General features: G+C 68.1%; 23 protein-coding genes and 1 CRISPR repeat array. Of the genes, 7 read left to right on the top strand and 16 right to left on the bottom strand.

From position 1 onward, the window contains the following. Positions 1–29: 29 nt before the first annotated feature. Positions 30–578, bottom strand: a complete 549-nt coding sequence (locus EV193_RS03030) for a sigma-70 family RNA polymerase sigma factor (RefSeq protein WP_130342377.1) — start codon at positions 576–578, stop codon at positions 30–32. 121 nt (positions 579–699) lie between these two features. Between EV193_RS03030 and EV193_RS03025 the strand changes: the two genes are divergently transcribed. Further along, positions 700–1,353: a hypothetical protein gene (locus EV193_RS03025; RefSeq protein WP_130342376.1), complete on the top strand. Its 654-nt coding sequence runs from the start codon at positions 700–702 to the stop codon at positions 1,351–1,353. Here the strand turns inward: EV193_RS03025 and EV193_RS03020 are convergent. Genes EV193_RS03020 through EV193_RS03010 form a run of 3 tightly spaced genes read right to left on the bottom strand, consistent with a single transcriptional unit; the run spans position 1,350 to position 2,966 of the window. Next, positions 1,350–2,147: an SGNH/GDSL hydrolase family protein gene (locus EV193_RS03020; RefSeq protein ID WP_130342375.1), complete on the bottom strand. Its 798-nt coding sequence runs from the start codon at positions 2,145–2,147 to the stop codon at positions 1,350–1,352. The two genes, EV193_RS03025 and EV193_RS03020, sit on opposite strands and share 4 nt — an antisense overlap. A gap of 57 nt (positions 2,148–2,204) precedes the next feature. Then, entirely contained in the window at positions 2,205–2,582 is a 378-nt protein-coding gene (locus EV193_RS03015) for a hypothetical protein (RefSeq protein ID WP_130342374.1), read from the bottom strand. Positions 2,583–2,594: 12 nt separating this feature from the next. Beyond that, the gene (locus EV193_RS03010; RefSeq protein WP_130342373.1) at positions 2,595–2,966 is read right to left on the bottom strand and encodes a hypothetical protein; all 372 of its coding nucleotides are present in this window, start codon (positions 2,964–2,966) and stop codon (positions 2,595–2,597) included. Positions 2,967–3,070: 104 nt separating this feature from the next. On the opposite strand from EV193_RS03010, the gene EV193_RS03005 reads away from it, so the two are divergent. Together EV193_RS03005 and EV193_RS03000 are read left to right on the top strand one after the other, a co-directional pair. After that, on the top strand, positions 3,071–4,390 hold the full coding sequence (locus tag EV193_RS03005) for a GH1 family beta-glucosidase (RefSeq protein ID WP_130342372.1): 1,320 nt from the start codon (positions 3,071–3,073) through the stop codon (positions 4,388–4,390). Then, positions 4,387–5,613 (top strand): MFS transporter, encoded by a 1,227-nt coding sequence (locus EV193_RS03000; protein WP_130342371.1) that lies wholly within the window; start codon positions 4,387–4,389, stop codon positions 5,611–5,613. Before EV193_RS03005 ends, EV193_RS03000 begins: the two co-directional genes overlap by 4 nt. On the opposite strand, the gene EV193_RS02995 is transcribed toward EV193_RS03000, so the two are convergent. Further along, positions 5,606–5,923 carry a DUF1801 domain-containing protein gene (locus EV193_RS02995; protein WP_165401191.1) on the bottom strand — a complete coding sequence of 106 codons (318 nt, stop codon included), beginning with the start codon at positions 5,921–5,923 and terminating at the stop codon, positions 5,606–5,608. The two genes, EV193_RS03000 and EV193_RS02995, sit on opposite strands and share 8 nt — an antisense overlap. A gap of 49 nt (positions 5,924–5,972) precedes the next feature. On the opposite strand from EV193_RS02995, the gene EV193_RS02990 reads away from it, so the two are divergent. Next, positions 5,973–6,482 carry an SET domain-containing protein gene (locus EV193_RS02990; RefSeq protein WP_165401190.1) on the top strand — a complete coding sequence of 170 codons (510 nt, stop codon included), beginning with the start codon at positions 5,973–5,975 and terminating at the stop codon, positions 6,480–6,482. A 100-nt stretch (positions 6,483–6,582) separates the two neighbouring features. On the opposite strand, the gene EV193_RS02985 is transcribed toward EV193_RS02990, so the two are convergent. Next, the gene (locus EV193_RS02985) at positions 6,583–7,218 is read right to left on the bottom strand and encodes a TetR/AcrR family transcriptional regulator (protein ID WP_130342368.1); all 636 of its coding nucleotides are present in this window, start codon (positions 7,216–7,218) and stop codon (positions 6,583–6,585) included. 88 nt (positions 7,219–7,306) lie between these two features. Here EV193_RS02985 and EV193_RS02980 point away from each other — a divergent pair, with 88 nt between their 5' ends. Continuing rightward, positions 7,307–8,833, top strand: coding sequence for an AMP-binding protein (locus EV193_RS02980; RefSeq protein ID WP_130342367.1), 1,527 nt, complete (start codon positions 7,307–7,309; stop codon positions 8,831–8,833). 92 nt (positions 8,834–8,925) lie between these two features. Here EV193_RS02980 and EV193_RS02975 read toward each other — a convergent pair whose 3' ends face one another. From EV193_RS02975 to EV193_RS02940, 8 genes are all read right to left on the bottom strand, one after another. Further along, positions 8,926–9,189, bottom strand: coding sequence for a nitroreductase family deazaflavin-dependent oxidoreductase (locus EV193_RS02975; protein WP_130342366.1), 264 nt, complete (start codon positions 9,187–9,189; stop codon positions 8,926–8,928). A gap of 173 nt (positions 9,190–9,362) precedes the next feature. After that, positions 9,363–11,029: direct repeats of the CRISPR family, unit length 36 nt; unit sequence GCCGCAATGGAGCTGGCGGGGAATCGCCAGGGTGAG. 172 nt (positions 11,030–11,201) lie between these two features. Further along, a complete protein-coding gene (gene cas2 / locus EV193_RS02970; RefSeq protein WP_130342365.1) occupies positions 11,202–11,489 on the bottom strand; it encodes a CRISPR-associated endonuclease Cas2 in 288 nt (95 codons plus the stop codon). A gap of 4 nt (positions 11,490–11,493) precedes the next feature. Further along, a complete protein-coding gene (gene cas4g/cas1g, locus EV193_RS02965; protein WP_130342364.1) occupies positions 11,494–13,134 on the bottom strand; it encodes a CRISPR-associated endonuclease Cas4g/Cas1g in 1,641 nt (546 codons plus the stop codon). Positions 13,135–13,137: 3 nt separating this feature from the next. Beyond that, complete coding sequence (csb2, locus tag EV193_RS02960) at positions 13,138–14,544, bottom strand: type I-G CRISPR-associated protein Csb2 (protein ID WP_130342363.1); 1,407 nt, start codon at positions 14,542–14,544, stop codon at positions 13,138–13,140. A 3-nt stretch (positions 14,545–14,547) separates the two neighbouring features. Beyond that, positions 14,548–15,504, bottom strand: coding sequence for a type I-G CRISPR-associated RAMP protein Csb1/Cas7g (gene cas7g, locus EV193_RS02955; protein WP_130342362.1), 957 nt, complete (start codon positions 15,502–15,504; stop codon positions 14,548–14,550). An 8-nt stretch (positions 15,505–15,512) separates the two neighbouring features. Next, on the bottom strand, positions 15,513–17,666 hold the full coding sequence (gene cas8g1, locus EV193_RS02950; RefSeq protein ID WP_165401188.1) for a type I-G CRISPR-associated protein Cas8g1/Csx17: 2,154 nt from the start codon (positions 17,664–17,666) through the stop codon (positions 15,513–15,515). Beyond that, positions 17,663–20,020, bottom strand: coding sequence for a type I-G CRISPR-associated helicase/endonuclease Cas3g (gene cas3g / locus EV193_RS02945; protein ID WP_130342360.1), 2,358 nt, complete (start codon positions 20,018–20,020; stop codon positions 17,663–17,665). Before cas3g ends, cas8g1 begins: the two co-directional genes overlap by 4 nt. A 311-nt stretch (positions 20,021–20,331) precedes the next feature. Then, positions 20,332–20,610 (bottom strand): hypothetical protein, encoded by a 279-nt coding sequence (locus EV193_RS02940; protein ID WP_130342359.1) that lies wholly within the window; start codon positions 20,608–20,610, stop codon positions 20,332–20,334. 218 nt (positions 20,611–20,828) lie between these two features. Between EV193_RS02940 and EV193_RS02935 the strand changes: the two genes are divergently transcribed. Together EV193_RS02935 and EV193_RS02930 are read left to right on the top strand one after the other, a co-directional pair. Continuing rightward, positions 20,829–21,719, top strand: a complete 891-nt coding sequence (locus EV193_RS02935) for a helix-turn-helix domain-containing protein (protein WP_130342358.1) — start codon at positions 20,829–20,831, stop codon at positions 21,717–21,719. Beyond that, positions 21,716–21,976, top strand: a complete 261-nt coding sequence (locus EV193_RS02930) for a DUF397 domain-containing protein (RefSeq protein ID WP_130342357.1) — start codon at positions 21,716–21,718, stop codon at positions 21,974–21,976. Before EV193_RS02935 ends, EV193_RS02930 begins: the two co-directional genes overlap by 4 nt. 75 nt (positions 21,977–22,051) lie before the next feature. Here EV193_RS02930 and EV193_RS02925 read toward each other — a convergent pair whose 3' ends face one another. Beyond that, positions 22,052–22,441, bottom strand: a complete 390-nt coding sequence (locus EV193_RS02925; protein WP_130342356.1) for a PIN domain-containing protein — start codon at positions 22,439–22,441, stop codon at positions 22,052–22,054. Continuing rightward, on the bottom strand, positions 22,438–22,749 hold the full coding sequence (locus EV193_RS02920; RefSeq protein WP_130342355.1) for an AbrB/MazE/SpoVT family DNA-binding domain-containing protein: 312 nt from the start codon (positions 22,747–22,749) through the stop codon (positions 22,438–22,440). Before EV193_RS02920 ends, EV193_RS02925 begins: the two co-directional genes overlap by 4 nt. Positions 22,750–23,504 lie beyond the last annotated feature (755 nt).

Raw genomic sequence — 23,504 nt, 5'->3', positions numbered from 1 at the left:
CCGGGTGCGGGAAAGTTCCCGGGACTTGATCAGGCTTCGTTGACTCGCGGATCGTCCCGCTCGGCCAGCGCCCGGGTCAGGTCGTCGCGGGCGCGGAACACCCGGGACCGGATCGTGCCGACCGGGCAGTCGCAGATCCGGGCCACGTCCGCGTAGGGCAGCCCGATCACCTGGGTGAGCACGAACGCCTCGCGCCGCTCGGGATCCAGCTCGGCGATCAGCTGGCGCAGCACGACCGTGCGCCCGTGATCGGGTGTGGTCACGATGTCGGCGACCGACGCGTCGCCCAGCAACACCGGCGGCGGGCGGCGCTTGCGGGTGCGCAGATGGTCGGCGGCGACGTTGCGCGCGATCGCGGCCAGCCACGCGCGGGCCGGCGAGTGCCCGGCGAACTTGGGCAGCGCGGCGAACGCCCGCAGATAGGTTTCCTGCACGAGATCCTCGGCGACGCGCGGGTCGGCGAGGTAGGTCAACATCCGGTGCAACTGGCCCCTGGTGGCGGCGACGAGTGCCTCGGCAGCGGCGGCTTCCCCGCGCGCGGCGCGAAAGGCGAGCCGGGTGAGCTCGTCGTCGTCCACTCGTAGCACCCTTCCGGTGTCGACGATGACCGTCCACTCTCGAACCTAGGATGCCGGGGTGTTCCCGAACGAAGGACCCCCGCCTGGGAACTTTTCTCGTGCTCGTAACAACCTGGACGGTATGGAGTGTCTGCGGGCGCGGGAGGCGATCTCGGCGACGCTGGACGGCGAGGACCCCGGCGTCGGCGAGGATGAGCTGACGTCGCACGTCACCGACTGCGCGGAGTGCACGGCGTGGCGGGACGCGGCCGCCGAGGTGACTCGCCGGGTGCGGATGGCGCCGTCGGACCTGTCGGAGGACCTGCCGCCGATTGTTGCCGTCGGCGCACGGCGGCCGGGCCGGTGGCGTGAGGTGTTGCGGTGGGTGCTCGCTGCGGTGGCGGCGTGCCAGCTCGCGGTGGCTGGGGGGCAGTTGTTCGCGGTCGACGGCGCGGCGCACGGCATGGGACACGTCGGCCACGAGACGGCGGCGTTCAACTTCGCGGTCGCCGTCGCGTTGGGGTGGGCGGCGCGGGGGCCGGGGCAGGCGCGCAGTCAACTGCCGATGCTGTTCGGGTTGACGGTGGTGCTGGCTGTTCTCTCGGTGGCCGATCTCGTGAACGGGCATGTGGAGTGGTCGCGGTTGGCGGGGCACGTGCCGCTCGTTGTCGGGGTGGTTTGTGTGGCGTTGTTCGGCGGGCGGGTGCGGCGATCTCCTCCGCCTGTCGAGCGGTCTTCCGGGGGTGGGGTGGCACGGGAAGTGGCACCTGATTCGCGGGGAAGCAGTGCGGCTTAGGTCAGAGCCTCCACGACAGCGCGCGTGATTCGTTGCTGGCCGGCGAGTGTCACGTGCACGCCGTCCTCTCCTTGCAGCTCCGACAGCGCCTCGGTGTCCAACGCGGCGGACAGGTCGACCACGGGGTCCTCGAGTTCGTGAATGGCCTCGGTCAACGCCGCGATGTCCTCGTTGCGCCAGGTCGACTGGCCGAACGTGAACGACGGGTACGCGGCGACCCGCTCCTCGGTCACCGGCACCGGCGTGATCCAGACCCACCAGCCGACGTGTGCGGCGATCTCCCGCAACCGCCGCAGGTTGGCGATCGACTCCGCCGTGCTGACCTGGGGCTTGGTCGGTTCCGGCCCGACGCGCGTGACGTCGTTGCCGCCCAGGGCGCACAGCACCCAGTCCGGTTTGGTCGACGCCAGGGTGGCCGGCCACCGCCGCAGGATCATCGCGGTGGTGTGCGCGGACAGACCACCGTTGACGATCGTGATCTCGTCGTCCGGCCGCGCCTTGGCCAGCACGTGCCGCAGGATCTCCGCCCAGGATTGCAGGTCGTCGGTGATGCTGTCGCCGACCGCGAGCACGGTCTGGTCCGGCTCGAACGGCAGCCGCGCCACCGCCTCGGCGAACTCGGGGTCGGCCAGCAGCTCCTCGGCGGCCTCGGCGGCCCGGGTGTCGAACGTGGCGCGGACGCGCTGGTATTCGTCCCGGTCGAGCCCGAAGATCGCCGGTGCGCTGGCCACCATGCCGGGCAGATAGCCGTAGAGCTTCTCCAGGTGGGTGTATCGCAGCCAGGTGTTGTCCATGGGCACAGCGTGGACCGCGACGCCGACGGGGAAGTCAGCGTTTCGACGTAGATTTTCCTACGCCCACATGGTGCCGGACAGCGGGCGCACGTCGTAGTCGTGGCGCACCGGCGGCGCGCCGCCGAGCACCTCCCGGTAGTCCCTGGTGATCATCCCGACACCGGTCACCGGACGCTTGCCGTCCTCACCGGTCAGCACCGCCCTCGGCATCAGCACGGCCAGCCGCACCGCCGTCTGGTTGCGCGACGAGTCCAGCAGGGTCACCGTGACCAGCTCGCCGTAGCCGGTGGTCATCCGCGAGATCTCCTTGCCGGCAAAGGATTTCCCGTCCCGTTCGAGACAGTTGCCGTGTCCGCGAACGGTCAGCTCGTCACCGTCGGTCGTGTACTCGATCTCGATACCCGGGCCGCCGAGGCGGAAGTTGGACGCGCTCATGACCATTCCTCCTCAGTTCCACATCACGCCGGTCAGCGGACGGACGTCGTAGGTCTGCAACACCCCGTGCGGCTCGGCGAACCGGCCGCTGATGTCGTGCGTGAACACGGCCGTGCCGGTGACGTCGTGCGTGTCGCCGCCCTGGGGCAGGCTCACCTGCGGCAGGAACAGCGTCAGCCGGTAGGAGTTGCCGCCCCGGTCGATCCGCCGCAGTACCACCTCGACGATGTCGCCGACGTCGGTCGCGGTCGGGGTGACCTTGTGGAATGTCGCGCCGTCGTCGGGAAGGCCGCCGCCGAAGCCGCGCACGGTCAACTGGTCGCCGTCGGTGCGGTAGTCGATCTCGATGCCCGGACCGCGGAGCTGGTAGTTCGCCGCACTCATGTGGCCTCCTCGCCAGAGTCGCCCCTGCCTGGAAAGAGCACGCGCGCACGGCCCAGATACCTGTCGACCTTGACCTGAGAACTATTCGCGTTCAGTATCGGACGATGCCGCTGCCGAACGGGTTCCGCTGGGGCGTCGGCGCGTCCGGTTTCCAGACCGAGGGCGCGCTGGACGCCGACGGCCGGGGACGGTCCACTTGGGACGTGTTCTGCGCCGAGCCCGGCCGGATCGCGGGCGGCGATTCGCCCGCCGTGGCCGCCGATTTCTACCACCGCTACGCCACCGACATCGCGCTCGTGCGCGACCTGGGCGTAGACCTGTACCGGTTTTCCGTTGCGTGGCCCCGAGTTCAGCCGTCCGGCTCCGGCGCGGTGAACGCCAAGGGCCTCGACTTCTACGACCGCGTGGTGGACGAGATGTGCGCGGCCGGCCTGCGCCCGGTGCCGACGCTGTACCACTGGGACACTCCGCTGCCGATCGAGGAGGACGGTGGCTGGCTCAACCGGGACACCGCGTTCCGGTTCGCCGAGTACGCCGCGATCGTCGGTGAACGGCTGGCCGACCGCGCGGAGATGTGGATCCCGCTCAACGAGCCGTCCGTGCTGACCTTCCTCGGCTACGCCACCGGCGAGTACGCGCCCGGCAAGCGGCTGCTGTTCGACTCGTTGCCCACCGCGCACCACCAACTCCTCGCGCACGGGCTCGCCGTGCGGGCGCTGCGGGCGGCCGGCGCGACCGGGATCGGCACGGCCAACGCGCACGCGCCGACCTGGCCGGGCAGCGACTCGGAGGCCGATCGCGGTGCCGCCGAGTTCTACGACGTGCTGGCCAACTGGCTGTGGTCGGACCCGATCCTGCGCGGGCGCTACCCGGACGAGGACCTCGCCACCGTGATGCCCGGACCGGTCGCCGACGACCTGGAGATCATCGCAACGCCGCTGGACTGGTACGGCGTCAACTACTACAGCCCGTTCCGGGTGAGCGCCGCATCGGGCGAGGAAATTCCTTTCGTGCCAACGGAAATCGACGGCCCGAAGACCGGCCTCGGCGGCGAGATCAACCCGGCGGGGCTGGGCGAGATCCTGCGCGCGTTTCCGAAACGGTACGGCGACGCGCTGCCGCCGCTGTACGTCTCCGAGAACGGCACCTCACTGTCCACAGTGGAGGAACCGGACGCGGACGATCGGGTCCGCGACCAGGGCCGGATCGACTACCTGGACGCGCACATCGCCGCCATGCGCGAGGCGATCGAGGACGGCGTGGACGTGCGCGGGTACCTGCACTGGTCGCCGACCGACAACTTCGAGTGGACCTTCGGATACGCGCAACGGTTCGGCCTGGTGCACGTCGACTATCGGACGCAGAAGCGCACGCCGAAGGACTCCTACCACTGGTTTCGCGAGCTGATCAAGGCGAGCCGGTGACCGCGGCCGAGGTCTCGGCTGAGCCGTCCGGGACCGTGTCGCGACGCTGGATCGCGGCGTACTGCCTGGCCACCGTCGGCACCTTCGCCGGCTGGTTCGGCCCGCTGCAGATCCTGCTCGCCAAGCAGTCCGACGTGTTCGCGCCGGCCGGCAAGGAGGACCTGCTCGCGCTGGTCGCGTTGCTCGGCGCGGCGGTGTCGGCGGTGGCGAACCCGGTGTGGGGCGCGCTGTCGGACCGCACGACGTCCCGGTTCGGCATGCGCATCCCGTGGATCGTCGGCGGCACGATCGGCGGGGTGGCCGGGCTGCTGCTGCTCGCCTCCGCGCAGGGCGTCGGCATGATGATCATCGGCTGGTGTCTGGTGCAGCTCGCGCTGAACGCGCCGTTCGCCGCGCTGTCGGCGGCGATCCCGGACCAGGTGCCGCTGGCCAAGCGCGGCACGGCCGGCGGGTACTTCGGGCTGGCGCAGACCGTTGGCGTGATCGTCGGCACCGGGCTGGCCGTGCTGGGCTCGTCGATCGTGGGCGGCTACCTCGCCTGCTCGGTGTTCGTGCTGCTGTCCGTGGCGCCGTATGTGTTGCTGCGCAAGGACATCGTGATCAGCCGTGCCGAGCGGCCGGCGCGGATGAGACTCTCCGATTTCTGGATCAGCCCGCGCCGGTACCCGGACTTCGGCTGGGCGTGGCTGACCCGGTTCCTGATGAACGTCGGCTACTCGATCGCGCTGCTGTACCTGCTGTTCTTCCTCAAAGATCAGGTGAAGCTGGCCGATCCGGACTCCGGCGTGCTGATCCTGACGGTGGTCAACGCGCTGACCGTGCTCGCCACGGTGATGCTCGGCGGCGTGTGGTCGGACCGGGTCGGCAAGCGCAAGATCTTCGTGTCCGCGTCCGGCGTGATCATGGGGGTGGCGGCGCTGCTGCTGGCCGTGTGGCCGACCTGGACCGGCGCGGTCACGGCGGCCGCGATCCTCGGAACCGGTTACGGCGCTTACCTTTCCGTGGACTTCGCGCTGCTCACCCAGGTGCTGCCGGCCGCGGTGGACCGGGCCAAGGACCTCGGCGTGCTGAACGTCGCGACCTCACTGCCGCAGGTGCTCGCGCCGGTGATCGCCGCGCCGATCGTGTCGAGCCTCGGCGGGTACCCGGTGCTGTACGGCGTGGCCGGGGTGGTCACGGTCGTCGGGGCGCTGCTGGTGCACAAGATCCGGTCCGTTAGCTGACCATGTCGGTCTGGTGCTCGACCGCGGACCGGACGAGCGCGCGGATCGCCTCGGTGTCGGCGAGCGCTCGTTCGGCGGAAACCTCGCGGAGATAGCGGGCCGAACCGGTGAGCAGGCCGGCCGGGTCGTCGAGCAGAACTCCCTTGTGGAACACCAGCTTCGCGCCCTTCTTGGACTCCGCGATCTGGCAGATCCAGTGGTGCCAGTTCTGGTCGAGGGTGAACGTGAGCCGGCCCCACTTGGTCGCCCGCTCCAGTCGCGGCTCCGCTTGTGCGAGCAGGTTGGCCAGCGCCTCGGCGTCGGTGCTCATGGTCCGAATGGTCGCACCGGGGTACGACGATTTTCGCCATGATGGGCCCATGGTCGACTCCTGGATCACACCGAAGGCCGTCAAGGGCGTGGACAGCGCGATCTCCGGTCGAGGTCTCGTGGCCGTCGAGCCGATCGTGGCGGGCGAGACCGTCGCGGTGAAGGGCGGTCACATCGTCACCACCGACGAGTTGCGCCGGATGTCGGAGCGTCTGCGGAACTCGGAGATCCAGATCGCCGAGGAGTTGCACCTGGTCGCGAAGTTCGACGAGGAGTACGAGCGGGTGATGCTGTTCATCAACCACTCGTGCGAGCCGAACGTCGGGTTCGCCGGCAACACGCTGCTCGTCGCGATGCGGAACGTCGCCGAGGGCGAGGAGCTGACCACCGACTACGCGCTGTTCGACGTGCCGGACGACACGATGGACTGCTCGTGCGGGCATCTCACCTGCCGCAAGGTGATCACCGGTCGCGACTGGCAACGCCCCGAGTTGCAGCGCAAGTACGACGGCTACTTCTCCTGGTACCTCCAGCGCCGCATCTCCCCGTCCCGCCCGTAAACGCGCGAGTCCCGCGCTGTGCACCGGTGAGTCCCGCGCTGTGCACCGGTGCAGGGCGCGGGACTCGGGGTGTCTGAGCGCGGGACTCGCGACAACCAGGTCAGACGGGCAACTCGTCGTGGTGGGACGGTGTGGTCCTGGCGCGCGTCGTGCCGAGCATGGCGGCGGCCGCGTCGCACCAGTAGTCCAGCAGCGTGGTGTCCCCGGTGCCTCGGCGGATCGGCGCGCTGAACGCGAGCCCCCTGGCGATCTCCACGGTCAGCATCGCCACGCGCGGGTAGTCGGGATGCGCGGTCAGCTTCGGGCCGAACAGCTCGGCCAGTTGTGCGCGCAGGCGCCGGCTGATCCGCTCGACGACGGGCACCAGCGTGGCGTGCAGATTCGGATTGGTGCGCGCGGCGGCCCACAGTTCCATCTCGGCGAGGAAATCGGGGCCGGAGAACAACTCGCGCACGGCGCCGATCGCGGCGGTGAGCCGATCGGCCGGCGGCTCGACGGCGAACCGGTCGATGATCGTCTGCGCGCGGTGGGCCCGGCGTTCCACGAGTTCCTCGATCACGGCGGCGAGCAGGTCCTCACGGGTGGGGAACTGGTGCAGAAACGAGCCGCGCGACATCTCCGCGGCCTCCTGCACGGCCCGGGTGGTGAGCGCGGTGTAGCCGGACGCGGTGAGGATGCCGATGGCGGTGTCCAGCGCGACACCACGAATCCGCTCACCCCGCGCCTGACGCGGCATTGGCAATTCCTCCCCGGTTGACACCTCGGCCTCGTGCACCGACCATGAACTAGTCCGCGCGGACTAGTTTACCTTCTGGGAGGCCAAGGTGACCACCACAGAACTCCTCGCCGACTGGGCCGAGAAGTGGGCGGCGGCCACGCCCGACGTGGTCGCCATCGACTACCAGGGCACGCGGTGGACGTGGTCGCGATGGTCGGACCGAATCCGCCGCGCCGCGGGAGGTCTGCGCGCCGCCGGAATCGGTCGAGGCGACCGGATCGCGTTCCTGGACAAGAACCACCCCGCCTGCCTGGAGTTGACCTTCGCCGCCGCGTCGATCGGTGCCGGGATCGCGATTCTTAATTGGCGCCTTGCCGCCGACGAGTTGTCCTACGCCTACACCGACAGCGGCGCGCACATGCTGTTCGCCGGGCCGGACCTGGCGTCCGCGGCGGTCACCGCGACCGGTGCGGAGCACGTCGTCGTGATCGACGACGAGTACGAGCGGTTCCTCGCCGACGCCACGCCCACACCGCCCGCGCCGGACGTCGAGCCGGCCGACACCGCGCTGGTGATCTACAGCTCCGGCACCACCGGCCGGCCCAAGGGCGTCGTGCTCAGCCAGCACGCTCTGGTGACGCACACGATCGATGTCGGAACCGTGTTCCCGTTCGCCGACGGTGACAAGAACCTGGTCGCGATGCCGCTGTTCCACGTCGGCGGAATCTGTTATGCCTTCTTCGGAATTCGCGCCGGCGTGCCGAGCCTCATGACTCGCGAACCCGACGCCCAGTCGCTGGTGAAGGCGCTGCTGGCCGGCGCGACCCACGCGTTCTTCGTGCCGCCGGTGATCACTGGGTTTCTCGCCGCTGGTGACGCCGCGATCGGCGCGCTGGCCAAGCTGCGCTCCCTCGGCTACGGCGCCGCCCCCATGCCGCTGCCCGTGCTCCGTCGGGCGCTCGACGCCTGGCCGGACTTGAACTTCGTCCAGGTCTTCGGCCAAACCGAACTCGCCGGCGTGGCCACTTCTCTGGCGCCCGCGGACCACCGCGACCCCACCCGCGCACACCTGCTGCTGTCCGCCGGCAAACCGGTGCCCAACGTCGAGGTCCGCGTCGTCGACATCGTCACCGAAGAGGACGCGCCAACCGGCGAGCAAGGCGAGATCTGGATCCGCACCGTGCACCGCATGACCGAGTACCTCAACAAGCCCGACGCGACAGCGGAAACCGTCACCCCCGACGACTGGGTCCGCACCGGCGACGTCGGCCACCTCGACGCCGAGGGTTATCTCTATGTCGAAGACCGCCTCAAAGACATGATCATCACCGGTGGTGAGAACGTGTACGGGCCTGAGGTGGAACGTGTGCTGGCGGATCACCCGCACGTGACCGACGCCGCGATCATCGGCGTGCCGGACGAGCGCTGGGGCGAGTCGGTCAAGGCGATCGTGTCGACCGACGGGGCCGTGACCGCCGAGGACATCATCGCCTTCTGCCGCGAACGGCTCGCCGGCTACAAGTGCCCGCGCACCATGGACATCGTCGACGCACTGCCCCGCAATGCCAGCGGCAAGATCCTCAAGCGCGACCTCCGTGCGCCGTACTGGAAAGACCACCAGCGCGCCATCTGATCACGCGAAACGCAGGCGCACCAACGGAACCCGCTCGCCGATGTCCTCAGGCAGCGACCCCGGATAGATCAACTCGGGCAACCTGAGGCCCTTCACGACGGTCCTCGCCTGCCCCGGATGCGCCTGCCGGTACCGAACCGCCGCCCCTCGTCCGGCTCGAGCACTCTGGCCCGACTCGCCACGGCTTTGAGCCGCCCCCACCACACGCGCACCGAAGGCGCCGCGACAACGTTGCGCAACCACTGCGACGCCCACCCGTAGCCCGACGCGACCACCACGCCGCCGGGTTCGCGCAGCAGCACTTCGAGCACGACGTACCGCCGCGCCTCGCTCACTCGTCCGACGTGCTCCACCATCACCAGCCGCCGCCGAACAGAAACCCGCCCGGTACAACGGAATCGGCACCCGTGCCAACCAGCGCGGAATCCTCCGCATGATCACGACCATAACCGCGCCAGCCCTGGCGTGCCGCCAATGCGATCGCCCAGCGGGCGGCCGTCGCCGTTCTGCCCGCTCCCGTGCGATCACGCGCGCAATCAAGCTGGCGGGGAATCGCCAGGTTGAGCGACCCGGAAAGCGCGCTCGGTGAACTGGCCAACGATCTGCCGCAATGGAGCTGGCGGGGAATCGCCAGGGTGAGTCGAGATCTCGGATGTACAGGTTCGGGTGCCGCTCACACGTGCCGCAATGGAGCTGGCGGGGAATCGCCAGGGTGAGGCGGGTTGCCGGAGGACGACCGTCACGTGGCGGCGGCCGCAATGGAGCTGACGGGGAATCGCCAGGGTGAGCAGTTCGCGGATCGTCTCGCCGAGCAGGAGCTGCGACCGGCCGCAATGGAGCTGGCGGGGAATCGCCAGGGTGAGAACCGTATTCCCATCATGCCAGTACGCCGTTTTGCTGTGCCGCAATGGAGCTGGCGGGGAATCGCCAGGGTGAGGCGTGCGACGCGTGCGCCCCGGCTCGGTACGGGATGACCTGCCGCAATGGAGCTGGCGGGGAATCGCCAGGGTGAGACGGTGACGTTCACGCCGTCGGGCAACGTGTGGTTGCCGCAATGGAGCTGGCGGGGAATCGCCAGGGTGAGAACGGTGTGACTAACGGTGTGAGTAACGCGGGTAGTGCCGCAATGGAGCTGGCGGGGAATCGCCAGGGTGAGGGGTCCTTCTCCTCGGTTTCCAGGCCGAACGCCTTGGCGCCGCAATGGAGCTGGCGGGGAATCGCCAGGGTGAGCCCCAGACTCGCGCCGAAGTGGCGCGTGCACTGCTCGGCCGCAATGGAGCTGGCGGGGAATCGCCAGGGTGAGCTGAACGCGTTCAGGCGCTGATCCACCAGGCGAACCAGCCGCAATGGAGCTGGCGGGGAATCGCCAGGGTGAGCCCGGATGTCGGGGCGGTAGATGCGCGAACTCTTGCGGTTGCCGCAATGGAGCTGGCGGGGAATCGCCAGGGTGAGCCCGCAACTCGGCGTCGGCCGCGCGCCGCAGCCTGGTGCTCGCCGCAATGGAGCTGGCGGGGAATCGCCAGGGTGAGGTGCGCATGGGTGCCCGCCTCGTCCAGGGGCGTGGACGCCGCAATGGAGCTGGCGGGGAATCGCCAGGGTGAGACCGTGGTGTTCAGCTTGATGCCGAGCGGCAGTTTGCCGCAATGGAGCTGGCGGGGAATCGCCAGGGTGAGTGAGCCCGGCGGCCGTGGTGGCGGACGAAGTCCATTGGATGCCGCAATGGAGCTGGCGGGGAATCGCCAGGGTGAGGAAGAGACCGAGCGGCATGCTGGTGCTCAGGACGAGATGCCGCAATGGAGCTGGCGGGGAATCGCCAGGGTGAGGGCAGTCTCCTTCGGCCGCCGCGCTCTCGACGGAGACCGGCCGCAATGGAGCTGGCGGGGAATCGCCAGGGTGAGCGGTCCGGGCGATCCTGGCGGGCGACTCGGCGCTGATCGCCGCAATGGAGCTGGCGGGGAATCGCCAGGGTGAGACCGATGTGTAACGGGGGAGCATGGTTGTGCGAGTACATGCCGCAATGGAGCTGGCGGGGAATCGCCAGGGTGAGCAGTTCGACCACACCGACAAGGCCGTGCTGGTCGTACGGCCGCAATGGAGCTGGCGGGGAATCGCCAGGGTGAGCGCGCACGCACTCGGCGCTGGCGTTGGTCACAATTCCTCGCCGCAATGGAGCTGGCGGGGAATCGCCAGGGTGAGGGCTCGCGGATTCTGGGGGCCTTGACCTGCGGAAACGCGGCGGGTTGCGAGCGGTCGCTTCGAGGGCGGGTGGTTCAGTGCGTGTGTACCTCCTCTGAGGTCGGAAATCGTGCGCTGACCTGCGTGCGAGTGGTCCCCGGGGTTTGAGGTGGTACCTGACCGCTCGCATGCGTCAGACGATCTGTGGGCCGGCGCCGGGCAACGTGCGTGGGCGGCCGAGGGTGCGGATGGCGGCCGGGCTGGCTGTGGGGCCGAGGTCAATCTGTACGACGCTGTCGGCGGCGAGGTTCATGATCTCGGTGACATTTGACTCCAACTCTGCCCGCTCGGCAAGGGACAGGTCGCACACGAATACAGAGTACTGCAATCTCACACCGTGATCCTCCATGACCGTGCATATCCGACGTAGCCGCTGAGGATCGGCGATATCGTAGGCGATGAGGTATCTGCGTCGCGCCATTGTGTCACCGCGTTGTCATTGGCTTGTATTCAGGTAGCTCGCCGACCAGGGTTGCGGCGAGAAGGCGCGCCTGAAGGTCGAGCACTCGTCGATACGAAATTCGATAGCCGAAAAGTGGGTGCTGGATCTCCGTATCGAGGCGACGTTCGTAGGCTTTGAGAACCGACCGCCGTCCCGATTGCGTCAACGCGACCGCGCCGGCGCGGCGGAGAAAGTCGCCCTCCCCGATCTCGGCATTGTTGAGTAGGCCGATGACGACCGAATCGGCGACCAATGGCCGGAACTCTTCGGCGAGATCCAGAGCCAGCGCCGGCCGCCCGTACCGAGACCGGTGATACACACCCAGGTACGGATCCAGGCCGACGCCGAGTGTCACGGCCACCAAGTCCTTGGTCAGCATCGAATAGCAGAACGACAGCAACGCGTTCAGCGGGTCCAGCGGAGGCCGACGATTCCGGCCCAACGACGAGAACTCGGCCGCGATGTCTCCTGCGACCGGCGCGAGCATCGAGGGGAAGACGGCGAAGTACAAACGGGCGGCCGCTCCCTCAATCCCCAGCAATGTCGAGAAGTTGTCCGCCTGACGTGCCTGGTCGGCGAGCCGTTTCAGGCTCGCCACGACCTGGGTGACATCACCACGTGCGTTGCGCCGCAACAGGGTGCGGCAGTTGAGGATCTTCCCCTCGATCATCCGCCGCGCCAGACCGGCCCCGCCCTGTGCGTGCACGGCGGTCTGCCGGCGACGAAGCTCGACGTACTTCGACGGCTGGCCCACCGCGAACCCATTGAGCCACCCGCCCGGACCGAGCCACAACACTGGAATGTCCCGTGCGAAACACTGCTGCAGGGCCTGCGTGCTGATCTGCACGCGGCCGAACACCGCGAGCTGCGCGACATCGAGCATGCGGAACGAGCCGATCTTCTCCTTGTCCTTCGTGATCTCCAACCGTCCACTTCGGACACCGACGAAGCTGCCTGGCTCGGTCACGTAAACTGGCCGCTGGTCCGGATCGCGCGGCACCAGGCGACGAGGCGGCGTGTCCCTCCTGGCGAGTAGCGCGTTGGTCTCGTCCGGCAGGCACAGACCCACCAGCGAGCACCGGGGACACTTCGGGCTGTCGACCAGCGGCAGTGGTGCGACGGCGCGGTCGGCAATCCCGCGCGCGTCCGCGACCAAATCCTCGGTCCGCGCCACTCGCTCGGCGGTCAGGTCGACCCGCACCCGCTGCCGAGTCGCCGCGTAGTACAACTCCGCGTGGTCACACCGATAGCCGTGCTCGCGCAACAGCAATGCCTGCAAACACACCTGCACCTCGTCGCTCGGCCATGGAGTGCCGTCCGATTGGGGACCGCCCTTCTTGTAGTCCACCGGCACGACCGTGCCGGCCGAGCCCTCGATCAGATCCAGTTTGGCGATAACGCCGAGGCGTTCCGAGCTGAGCGTGACCGATCGGGCCTCGCGGAGATCGCCGTCCTCGGGCAGCGGGGCGGTCCCGGCCTCGACATCCACCCGCCGGTGCACCTGCTGACCGATTCGAGTGTCGTCGTTGTCGGCGAACCGCGCCTCCACCCATTCCAGGTAGAACAGCCGAGGACAGTAGACGAACTCGTTGACCATCCGCGCTGGTATCAGGTCCGCTTCCATGGCTTACTCCTCGGCTGGCGTGAACAACCCCAATCCGAAATGGCTCAAATGCCCCAACGCGACCGGGCCGGCGACGGGCTCGTCGAACCGGAGTCGGAGAAATTCTGATGGCCGGTTTGCCTGGCCGTGCGACCGGTTCTGACGGAGCCGTGCTGACGGGCGGTACCGCCGGAATGCCCGCCAGTCACGGTCGATGATCTCGACGGCAGGCTCAACGGTGATGTTGCGCATCGACAGTTCACGAGCGATTTCGGCGTTCAAGAACTCGTGCCAGCTCTGCTTGGCCTTCGGATAGCGAGTCGGGGTGAACGGGGTGACCGAAACCCATTCTCGTGACGGTCGACAGAGTCCGGCCGCACTGTCGCCGACGGCGTCGACGCGCACTCGCACTGCGCGTCGTACGGTCCGCCCGTTCAATTCCATGACTCTGGTCAGTGCGTCGGCTTCGTCGTGGGGAAGGCCATCAGGCACCCAGACCATGAGGCCGCCGAGCCTGCGCTCCGAAGTCAGAACAGGCAGGTAGTGCGCGTGCCGGTGGCCGGTCAGAGGTTCACCGGCAGCGGTCTTGCCACTGAGCATCGAGTGCTGCCGCTCCCAGCGGGCTTTGCCGAGCTTGTGCAGAGCAGCCTGTCGGAGCAGGTCGGTGTACACCAGAGCGTCGGTTTCCGGTGGCAGACCGGACTGCGCGATGGTGAACCGGATCGCCTTCGGCTCCGGGCGGCCCGGCGCTCGACGAGGTCGCGGTGCGGGAAGTGGCGCCAGCCGTTGGTAACCGACGAGTCGCGAGCCGCTTGGGAACAGCAGTCCGCCGCGTCGAATGTCGACGGGACGAGCAGTCAGTGAGTCCAGCCGCAGTGGTTTTTCGGCGGCGAGCACCGTGCTGGTCTCCGCGTCCTGGTCGACCGTCGTCGCCACGTCCAGCGGGACCCATGTCTCGTGGTCGTTCGGAGTCCACTGAGCCGGCGCGGATCCGGTGCACAGGCTGTCGGCGCGGCCGAAGTACGGAATCGACGATGCGAGCCGGCTCAGCGCGGCGGCGTGTTCGTCGTTCAGCTCGAACGGCCACTCGGCGGCGAGGCTCGCACCTCGTGCCATCACGGCGAAAGCGTCGAGCGTGCGGTCGACACTGCCCTTCCCGTTTCGATGCGCGACGTCCGGGTAATAGTGCCGCGTGTGCGACAGTTCGTGGCGCGGTACGTGGAAGATCGGTGGCGCCGCCAACTCGTTCAGCAGGCCGTGCACCACGTCCTCGCTCAGCTCCGGTACGCGCGTCTGCCACACCGCGTACAGAGCGCGCAGCAAGCGCCACGGCGAAGGAGGGATCTCGACCGCGCCCTCGTTGACATGGCGCCCCCACGGGGTCGCGTGATATCGGCCCCACGGGAAGGTCAGTACCAGGAAGGTGGGCATGAGTCAGCCCTTCTTCGTCTTCTTCTGCGCGGTCCACTCGACGGTCAGCGGCTCACCGTCGCCGAAGACCTCGCCGCACTGAGGGATCAGCTCGCCGAGCCGCTCGTGCAACTCGGTTGCCGACGGCAAGTCATGGTGGCGGCGGTCGTCTGTGACCTTGAGGTCGCATGCCGTGCGCAGCCGCAGCCCACCGTCGAGCAGGGTGCGAATCTCCCACTGTGCCAACGTTTCCAGTGTCTCGGTGACCGGCTGAGGCAGGCCGTAGGAGCGCAGCAGCTCGGTGTCGATCACGAACGACGCGAGGATGTCCTTCGCCGTCCACTCGATGCGGTGGAAGGGGATCGAGCCGTAGCCTTCGGCGGCCCCGGCCGCGTCCTCATCGATCTGGTGCCGCACGCGGTCGGACTTGCGTCCACCGCTGACCGCGCGCTGTACGTCGTGTGCCTCGATCACCGCGGACACCGCCCGCTCGAACCTCGGCTGCCCCCACCATTCCTTCTTCGCGAAGAACACGCCGTGGATCAGACAGAACGGGTCGAGCGCCGCGACCGCACGGGCGATGGCCGGCCGGTTGAGCGGGGTGTCCTTCGCCAGGCCGAGGCGCTCCGTCATCACCTCGAACACGGGTCGTCCGTCGAGTGTGCTGTCTCGTACGAAGGCGGATGCGAGCCGGTGCGCCTCGAGGCGGCTGGACGTCAGGAACTCGTCGCTGCCCGCGCGGACGACGCGCACCCACGGCAGTCCCGCGACCTCGGCGACCGGTGCGTTGGCGGCGTCGTCCCACGCGGTGCCCTCCAGCCGATTGGCCATCGACTGGACGGACTCCACGAGTAGCGACGGCACCTTGTCGCCGTCCTGGTACCTGGTGAAGGTGGCTGTGCCGATGTCGGGGAACCCGGTCGGCTGGAAGATGCTGCCGATGATCGGAGTGAGTTCCGCTTCGTAGACGAGCCTGGTCATGGTTCTCCTCAGTGTTCGGGCGGTACGGAGATTGCTTGCACAGCACGGGAAATGTCCGGCTGGCCGCGTCGCATCAACAGCGTGGCCGCGAGCCGAACTCCATCGACGGCGGTCGGGACCGGGGTGATCACCTGGAGGAGTCCTTCGATCCGCAGGCGCCGTGTCGCGTCGGCGAGCACGTCGTCCACCTGCCCGGCGGCCAACTGCGCCGGCCAGGTTGCGGCGGGTCGCGGGGTGATCGTGGTGGTGAGTCCACCGGGCAGTTGTGCCGTGGCGTGACGTGGTTCGGCGAATGGTGTCAACAGGTCCACAACTGGATGGCTTTCCTTGGGACCACTCAAATACTGGTCGGCTGTTCCGGCCCAGTCGACGATCATGAACCCGCTCAACAGGTCCTGGATCCGCTCGTCGTCGAGCCGTCCTTGGAGCAGCGCGAGCACGTCACCTCGGCTTACCCGCAGCCCCCTGTCGAAGGTGAGGGGGACGCCGATGACGCTGCCCGGATCCTGTGCGGCGGTGGAACTGTTCGCGGAGAACGCCCGCCGCCGCGCCGCCTCGGCGAGCGCGGTGCACAGTCCGGCCGACAGCGGGGCGGGGGTCGGACGATCTGTCCACTGTGGATTTCTGGTCGCGGTCACCGGGGACAGCAATGATCGCAGCGAGAGCGCGCCTGGCGCGCCGTCCGTACGTGCGCTCGCCAGCGCCAAAGCGATCCGAAGCTCAGGCTGGTCACCGTCCCTGATCGGGTCGTAGAGCAGACGCAGCAGCGAGTTGGCTCCGCGCAGCACGGCTGGCCGCACGACTCGGCGGACGTCGCCGGACCGCGCGACGGCCTCGTGACACCGACCGACGGCGGCGAACACGTCGACCAGGTCGGCCGCCGCGCCAGTGCTGGCATGTCGGTACAGCGCGGCGTTGAGGGTGCGCAGGGCACTGGCGACGCCTGCGGGTAGTGCCACCCGGCGTAGGCGAGCCAGCCAGTTGTCCAGCGGCGCGAGTTCGCGGACGCCACGGCGGCGGTGTACCTCCATGCGCCCTACCGGCACGGCGAGCGGGTTCTGGCCGAGCCGGGAGACGAACACGTGCCGCTCGAAAGCGGCGATTCCTCGGTCCACACCGAGGTTGGCCACCGCGCGCGCGAAGTCCAGCCCTGTGGCCGCCGGACGGGAGTTCCACTCCGCGCGTCCCTCGGCGAGCAGGTGGGCGATCTCGTCCACGGTGGTGGGCTTGGTCCAGATCGGCGTCCACAGCTCACCGAGAGTGGGCTCGTCAGGTGCCCAGGTCGGCGATCCGCCGGTGGATCCGCGCACCTGGAACGGCAGCGACGCCTCGTTGTAGTGCGCGCCGTGTCGCCGGACCATCGCGGTGGCGAACAGCAGTGCGCCTTCGACCGTGAACAGGAACGCCCACGGGTTGGCGAACCCGCTGTCGTCTGCCTTCTCGAATGGGGACGACTGGATGCCGCCTGCCCGTCCAGGATCGAACTGTCCGACCGCGTCCCGTAGGTACGGCACCGATTCGTCGCCGGTGAGCAGCGCCGTGAGCCATGCGCGGGATCGCTTGTCGCGCAAGGCGATTCGCGCGCGGCCCAGGTAGGTGACGGAGAGATCCTGACGGCCGAAGTTCCCGCCTGTGCCGAGCAGGCGGCTGAACGCGGGATCGCCGTCGGAGTTGAGCGCCACGGCCGCGTCCAGCCAGGGCAGCGCGTCGTCGGGGAATTTGCTGCGACACAGGGAAAGCACGTCCTGCTTGTGCTTCTCGTCCCACAGTTTGTCGCCGCTGCCGCCCCAGCCCTTGTCCCGCCCGATCTCGACAACCTTGTCCCCGGCGCGTACGGCCACACGGAGCACTTCGAGGCGGGGATCAGTGGACGCGCGCACGTCCGCGAGTGCCGCTTCGGCGGTGGAGTTCTTCCCGTTACCGGCGAATCCCGACCCGGCGTTCCACGGCGAGACGATCGCTTCCGGCGTGAAGTGCTCGTGGAGGTCATCGACGAGGTGTTCGACCGTTGCGTAGCGGCTGTCCAGCACGAACCGTCGCCGTTGCCAGTGCCCCGCAGCGTCAGGGTCCACCGTGCGGGTCACGGCGCGAAGGAGACCGAGCGCCGCGAGATAGCTTCCCAGCGGCGCGGTCGCACATCCGTCGAGTGGCACGCTTGTCACGTGGCACCTCCGTCGTAGCCGGCGCTGGACTGCCAGTCGGCGGCGCGAACGACTGCCTCGCAGAAGGCGACCCGGAACGGGCCGAGATCAGGACGGTCCCGCAGCCGCAATGCCCGTTCGGTCAGCGAGCCCCTGCCGAGTTCGGTCGCTTCCAGGGAAAGTTCGCACCCGCGCACGGTGGTTCCGTCCGGAAACTGGAAGTCCATCGTCGATGATCCGTGCCGAACCCCGAGGACGTGCCCGGCCGCCTCGTTCTCGCGCGCTCGCACGGACAGGCGGACCTTGCCGTGATGGGCCAGCGCCAGGTACGCGACGAGATCGCTTTCCAGGACCCCGGGAAGCAGCCGGTCTTTGTCGGCGAGCAGCCACAGCGCGCTGGCCAGTTCGTGCCGGAAGTACTTGGGGTCGTACTCGAGCCGACTTCCGCCGGGAGACTTCGCCCACGGAGCCTCAGGTTTGTCCTGGTGGTGATCGGGATTGGCCTTCTCCAGCGCGCGGACGAATGTGTCGTGCGCCTTGCCGAGATCGTGGTAGCGCGCGGCGAGTACGACCGCCTGCCGGTGCTCCTCGGACAACCCGGCCGGCGCGAGCAGGTCGAGAAGGGCAGCCGCCTCGCGTTCGGTGTCCAGAAGATGCTCGCCGAGCGGCACCCATCTCCTTGCCGGCTGCCGGTCGCCTTCCAGCGGCTCGACCGAAACTCGAGGCGCTGCAAGGACTTCCACCGTCGTGGTGCTCTGCGGCGCGAACCCGCGGTCCGGGAGGTAGCCACCCTTCACGGCATCGAGCACGATCACCGCGCCCGGCCGGACGTCGTCGGCGGCAGCGTCCCGCCATCGGCCTTCGATCTGATCGAAAACCCATGCGCGGCGCGCCGGCTGGACGACGAGCTTCCTGACGTCGGCGATCGGCGCGGGGCACAGCTCGGTCCGCCCGACGGCCCCGCCGCTGTCCTCGTTCATGTTGTCGGCGGCACGCCAGGCCACGGAGACGGTGCGGTTCTCTGCGTCGCGGATGAACTGGCTGACGTCGATGTCGTTGCCGGTCAGGTCGGTCGACGTGTCGAAGAGGTCGAGCAGGTCGCGGCGGCGCAACAACGGGTGCTCAGGCTCGGTCTTGTTCGTCGCGGCATCGGCCAGTTGCAGACCGGTGACCGCATCTCCGTCCAATGTGGACAGAACCGTCGCGGTGTTCGCGTGCTCCTCCGGTAGGTAGGGGAAATGACTGCCTCGCCCACCTGGAGGCTCGGTCCACAACAGTCGTGCATCGCGTGCGGTGCCGTCTCGATTGCATCGCCCGGCGCGCTGCACGATCGAGGTCCACGGCGCGGTCTCGGTGATCATGGTGGTCGACCCGAGGTCGACGCCCGCTTCGAGGACCTGCGTACTGACGACGATCACGCCGTCGTCGCCTGGGGCCTCACGAACCTCCTTGGTGAGGCGTTCCCGGTCGTACGGCCGGAATCGGGAGTGCAGCAGTACGACTCGGGCCTTGGGGCGGCGCTTGGTGAGTGCGTCGTAGACCGCTGTCGCTCGGTCGACAGTATTGATCACGACGATGGTTCGCGTTCCCGGCCTGTGTTCAGCCGCGATCTTGTCGGCAAGCGCGCTCGGGTACTCCTTCGAGTCCACTTCGGACAGGTTCAGCCGGCCGATCGTGCGTGTCGCGTTTAAGCGCGTGGCCAACCCGCTGTCGGCGAGGTCGTCCTCGCCGATCTCGATGACCGACGGCTTGCGATCGAAGTCCATTGTGGACAGTTTTGCCGGGTCGAGCGTCGCGGACATCCACATGGTTCGACATGGCGCGGCCGTACCGAGCTTCTCGCGAAAACCCTGTAGCTGCAGGGAAGTCGGCAGTCCCGGGCCCATCAGCTGCACCTCGTCGAAGACGAACTGGACGTCGGCGTGCAGCAGCCCGAAGCTCATCGGCCAGGCCGAGCGACTCTCCGCGAACCCGCGCATGAGCAGCCTGGAGAGGATCATGTCCTGCGTGCCGACGAAGATGCGCGTGCGGTCCGGGCGGGCCTTCCATTCGCGGTCGTCGGCGTCCTCGCCACCCATCAGCACATGCACCGGGACGTCCTCGCCGAGGCGCTCGATCCACTCCCGGATCTTGTCGACCGTCTGCTCCACGAGTGCGCGCTGAGGAAGGACGATCACCAGCCAGCGAGGGGTCTCGTCAGGGCGCGTCAGTCGCCGGAACAACCACGGCAGGGCGGCAGCAAGTGTCTTGCCGGTTCCGGTGGGCGACGTCAGCACGTCGGGCAACCCTTCGGCGGCCACCCTCTCCTGGTACGGGAATGGTGAGTGGACGCCGCCAGTGGCTCGCCGCACCAGCTCGTTGAAGGTAACGGTCACGCGCTGTACATCACCTAGAGCTGATACTCTGTTACAGATAGTTGATGAGGAAACTATTTCATACCTGTGTAAGCTCTGTTTGTTGCGCTTTGATGCCCAGCGATGGCCCCATTGCGGTCATACTTGTGTGGCTTGCGGCCGGATAGGCAGGACATCCATCGCTGGGCTCGCGCCTACGTGTGCGGGTGTCGTCGCACAAAGATCATGATTGGCAGGTCGCGGCTGCAGTGGCGGAGTGTGCCGTCTCTTATCCGGCACCGATTTCGCTGCGCTCCACGGTGCGCAGCGCGCGGACGTAGAAGCGCCGGGGTTCATGACGCGAGAGGGAGCGTCACCTCGGCTGATCCGGTCTCGTCGCGGTTGAGCGCGGCGTAGGCGAGCACCGCCTCGCGCAGGGCGCGGCGCAGGCGGCCGGCGTCGAGCGGGTGTAGTCGGATCGCGCCGCTCTGGGGCACGGTGATCGAGACGCCGGTCTCGGATGCGCGCACTTTCAGGCGCACGCGGTGTCCGTGCTCATCTCGGCCGGGCACCGTCCAGGTGTGTGGTTCGCGCACGAAACCCAGTCGTGCCAACACGTCTCTCGCTGTCATGTCGATCGTGTCCCGGTCTGGTCGTGGGCCAGGGGAGCCGCTCCTGGACTCGGGTGCTCACGGGAGCGGCTCCCCTGGGAGCGGGCCGGGTCAGGGAGGAGTGGAACCCGCTCAGGTAAGATACAACTCTCTTGAATCAAGAACTTCAACCGTGACGGCATCGCCTGATCGGGTGAACTGAGTTCAGGAAAGTGGATTCATTGCAGGAAGGTGTGCGCATGACTGAGCCAGCCCTGCCGTCCCCGCTGAGGAGCGGCAGCCCCGCGTTGTTCAAGCGAGCCATCGCGTTGTCGCTGCGTAAGTGGCGACAGGAAGCCGGTCTGACCCAGAAGGCCGGCGCACAGCGGGTGGATCGCACGATCCAGCACATCTCGAACCTGGAATCGGGCGGGAGTCTGCCCGCCGCGGGCGACCTGGAACTGCTGCTCGCGCTGTACGGCAAGAACGACCGCATCCCGTTCATGCGCGAGATGCTGTCGGCGGCCAAGAAGTCCTCGAACTGGTGGAGGCAGTTCTCCGGCGTAGTGCCGCCGTGGTTCGACCTGTTCCTCGGTCTCGAATCCGGCGCGGCGGAGTTGTTCAGCTTCGACACGGTGATCGTGCGCGGTCTACTGCAGACGCCTGGCTACGCCAAGGCTGTGATCAAGGGCAATCCCGACCTGTCGCCAGAACAAGTCGATCAGTTGGTTGAGTTGCGCATGGACCGGCAGAAGATCCTGGACCGTGACGACGATCCGGTGCATCTGTGGACCGTGATGGACGAGTCGGTGTTGCTGCGCAAGCGAGGCAACCCCGAGGTGATGCGCGAGCAGTTCGAGCACCTGTTGCGTATGTCCGAGCGTCCGCGCGTCGACATCCAGATCCTCCCGCTCGATGCGGACGCCACGCCGAGCCAGGACGGCGCCACCTTCACCGTCATGAAGTTTCCGCCAGAAATGGACGGCGATCCTGGCCTCGTCTATTTGGAACAACTCACCGGTGGTCGATACATCGAGAAGTCTGATGAGATCGCCGAGTACCGGCGCGCGCTTTCGCGGCTACAGGCTCTCGCCGCCAGCCCGAGGGCGTCACGTGGGATTATCAAGAGAGCCTTGAAGGAGGTGACATGATGATCCATACTGACCCCGCCCTCTGGCGGGGCGCCGAGTTCCGCAAGTCCAGCTACAGCGGCGGAGAGAACGGCAACTGCGTCGAGCTAGCCTGGCGCAAGTCCACCTTCAGCGGTTCGAATGGCGGCGAGTGCGTCGAGTTGGCCCGCACGCCCGTCGTGTTCGGCATTCGCGACTCCAAGAACACGTCCGGCCCGGTGCTGACCGTGCCAGGTGACCGGGCGGCGACCTTCCTGGCCGCGATCCGGCACGCCTGAACACACGAAACGCCCCGGCCCATGGCTACTGGGCCGGGGCGTCCGCGTGAGCACCCACAGTGATAGTGCCAGCGTCTAACGGATCACGTCGACCGCGACGCCGTCGACCTTGAGCCAGGCTCGGTCGGCGGTGAGTGCCACTGCGTCCGGCACGGAGGCGGTCAGTGCCAGGCACGCGCGGTCGCCGAGGGAGAGGCCGGCGGTGCGGGTGGTCGGCCAGAGGTCAGCGGTGAGCACGGCCGAGTCCGTGTCGAAGGCGGCGACGGTCACGCCGAGCGCGACGAGGGCGCTGGCGTCGTCGGCGGCCGTGGTGCTGCCGAGTTGGGCGAGCTTCTGAACGGTTTCCGAGTAGTTGACGGCCGACATCAGCACGCGGTCGTCTCGCAGGCGTTCGGCGACGACTTCGTGGCCAGTTTCGCGGCGCAGCAGGGCGAGCGCGGCACTGGCGTCGAGGATCGACGTCACGCCGGAGGCCCGTCCGTCGTGGCGTTGGCGCTCGCGTCCTCACGTTTGGCCTCGGCTCGCCGTTCGGCGATCAGCTCCTCGGATGCCAGGCCGGTGTGCGCGCCGGTTGCCGCCACGACCCTGCTCTGGACGCGGTCCAGCAGGTGCTCCCACTGCTCCAGCACGACCCGCCCGTCCTCCACGTAGACAACGAGTCGTTGCCCAGCCTCGATCCCTGCGGCCTTCCGCAGCGTGGCGGGAATCGTCACGCGCCCATCTGCCGTGGCGGTCACTTGTACTTGTGATACTGACAGTGCCGAAACTCCCATGGCCGCCAGCTTACGCCAAGTTTCGCCAGACATGGCGCGTTTGCCGGTTTGTGGCGGATGTGTAGGCGTGTGCCGCCCTGGCTCGCTGGCCGAGGCTCCCAGTATCCGTCGTTGACGCGGGTGACGAGTCTCGGCCGCCGATGGTCCGGTTGCGGTGAGCCGGGAACCTGACAGTTGATCACGGTGTACGCGTGGATGCGATTCCTCCTGACGTCACAATGGGGACCGGCGTGGTTGGCCGGTGAGAGGACATCCGCGTCGGCACGTTGGACGACGAAACCGCCGGGGCGCAATGGAGACCGGCGCGTTTGGCCGGTGAGAAGTGCCTCGTCCGGATCGCGCGCGACGCGCTGGGAATGCCGCAATGGGGACCGGCGTTTTCGGCCGGTGAGAGCACGTCGGCTAACTCGGTGACCAGGTGCGGGTGCACCGCGTGCCGCAATGGGGACCGGCGTTTTCGGCCGGTGAGAGACCCGCCGGCCGAGCAGCCAACCGGAGATGACGACAGGCCGCAATGGGGACCGGCGTTTTCGGCCGGTGAGAGCTGCCCGTCCAGTGGTTGCACTGCACCCTCGGGTGGATCGCCGCCGCAATGGGGACCGGCGTTTTCGGCCGGTGAGAGGCGTTGCACAGCAACGCACGGTCGGGCATCGCCGCGAGGCCGCAATGGGGACCGGCGTTTTCGGCCGGTGAGAGCTGCCCGTCCAGTGGTTGCACTGCACCCTCGGGTGGATCGCCGCCGCAATGGGGACCGG

This window comes from Herbihabitans rhizosphaerae, assembly GCF_004216555.1.
Classification (GTDB): domain Bacteria; phylum Actinomycetota; class Actinomycetes; order Mycobacteriales; family Pseudonocardiaceae; genus Herbihabitans; species Herbihabitans rhizosphaerae.
Note: the sequence above shows the minus strand (reverse complement) of the source record. Positions and strands in the feature narration are given on the sequence as shown.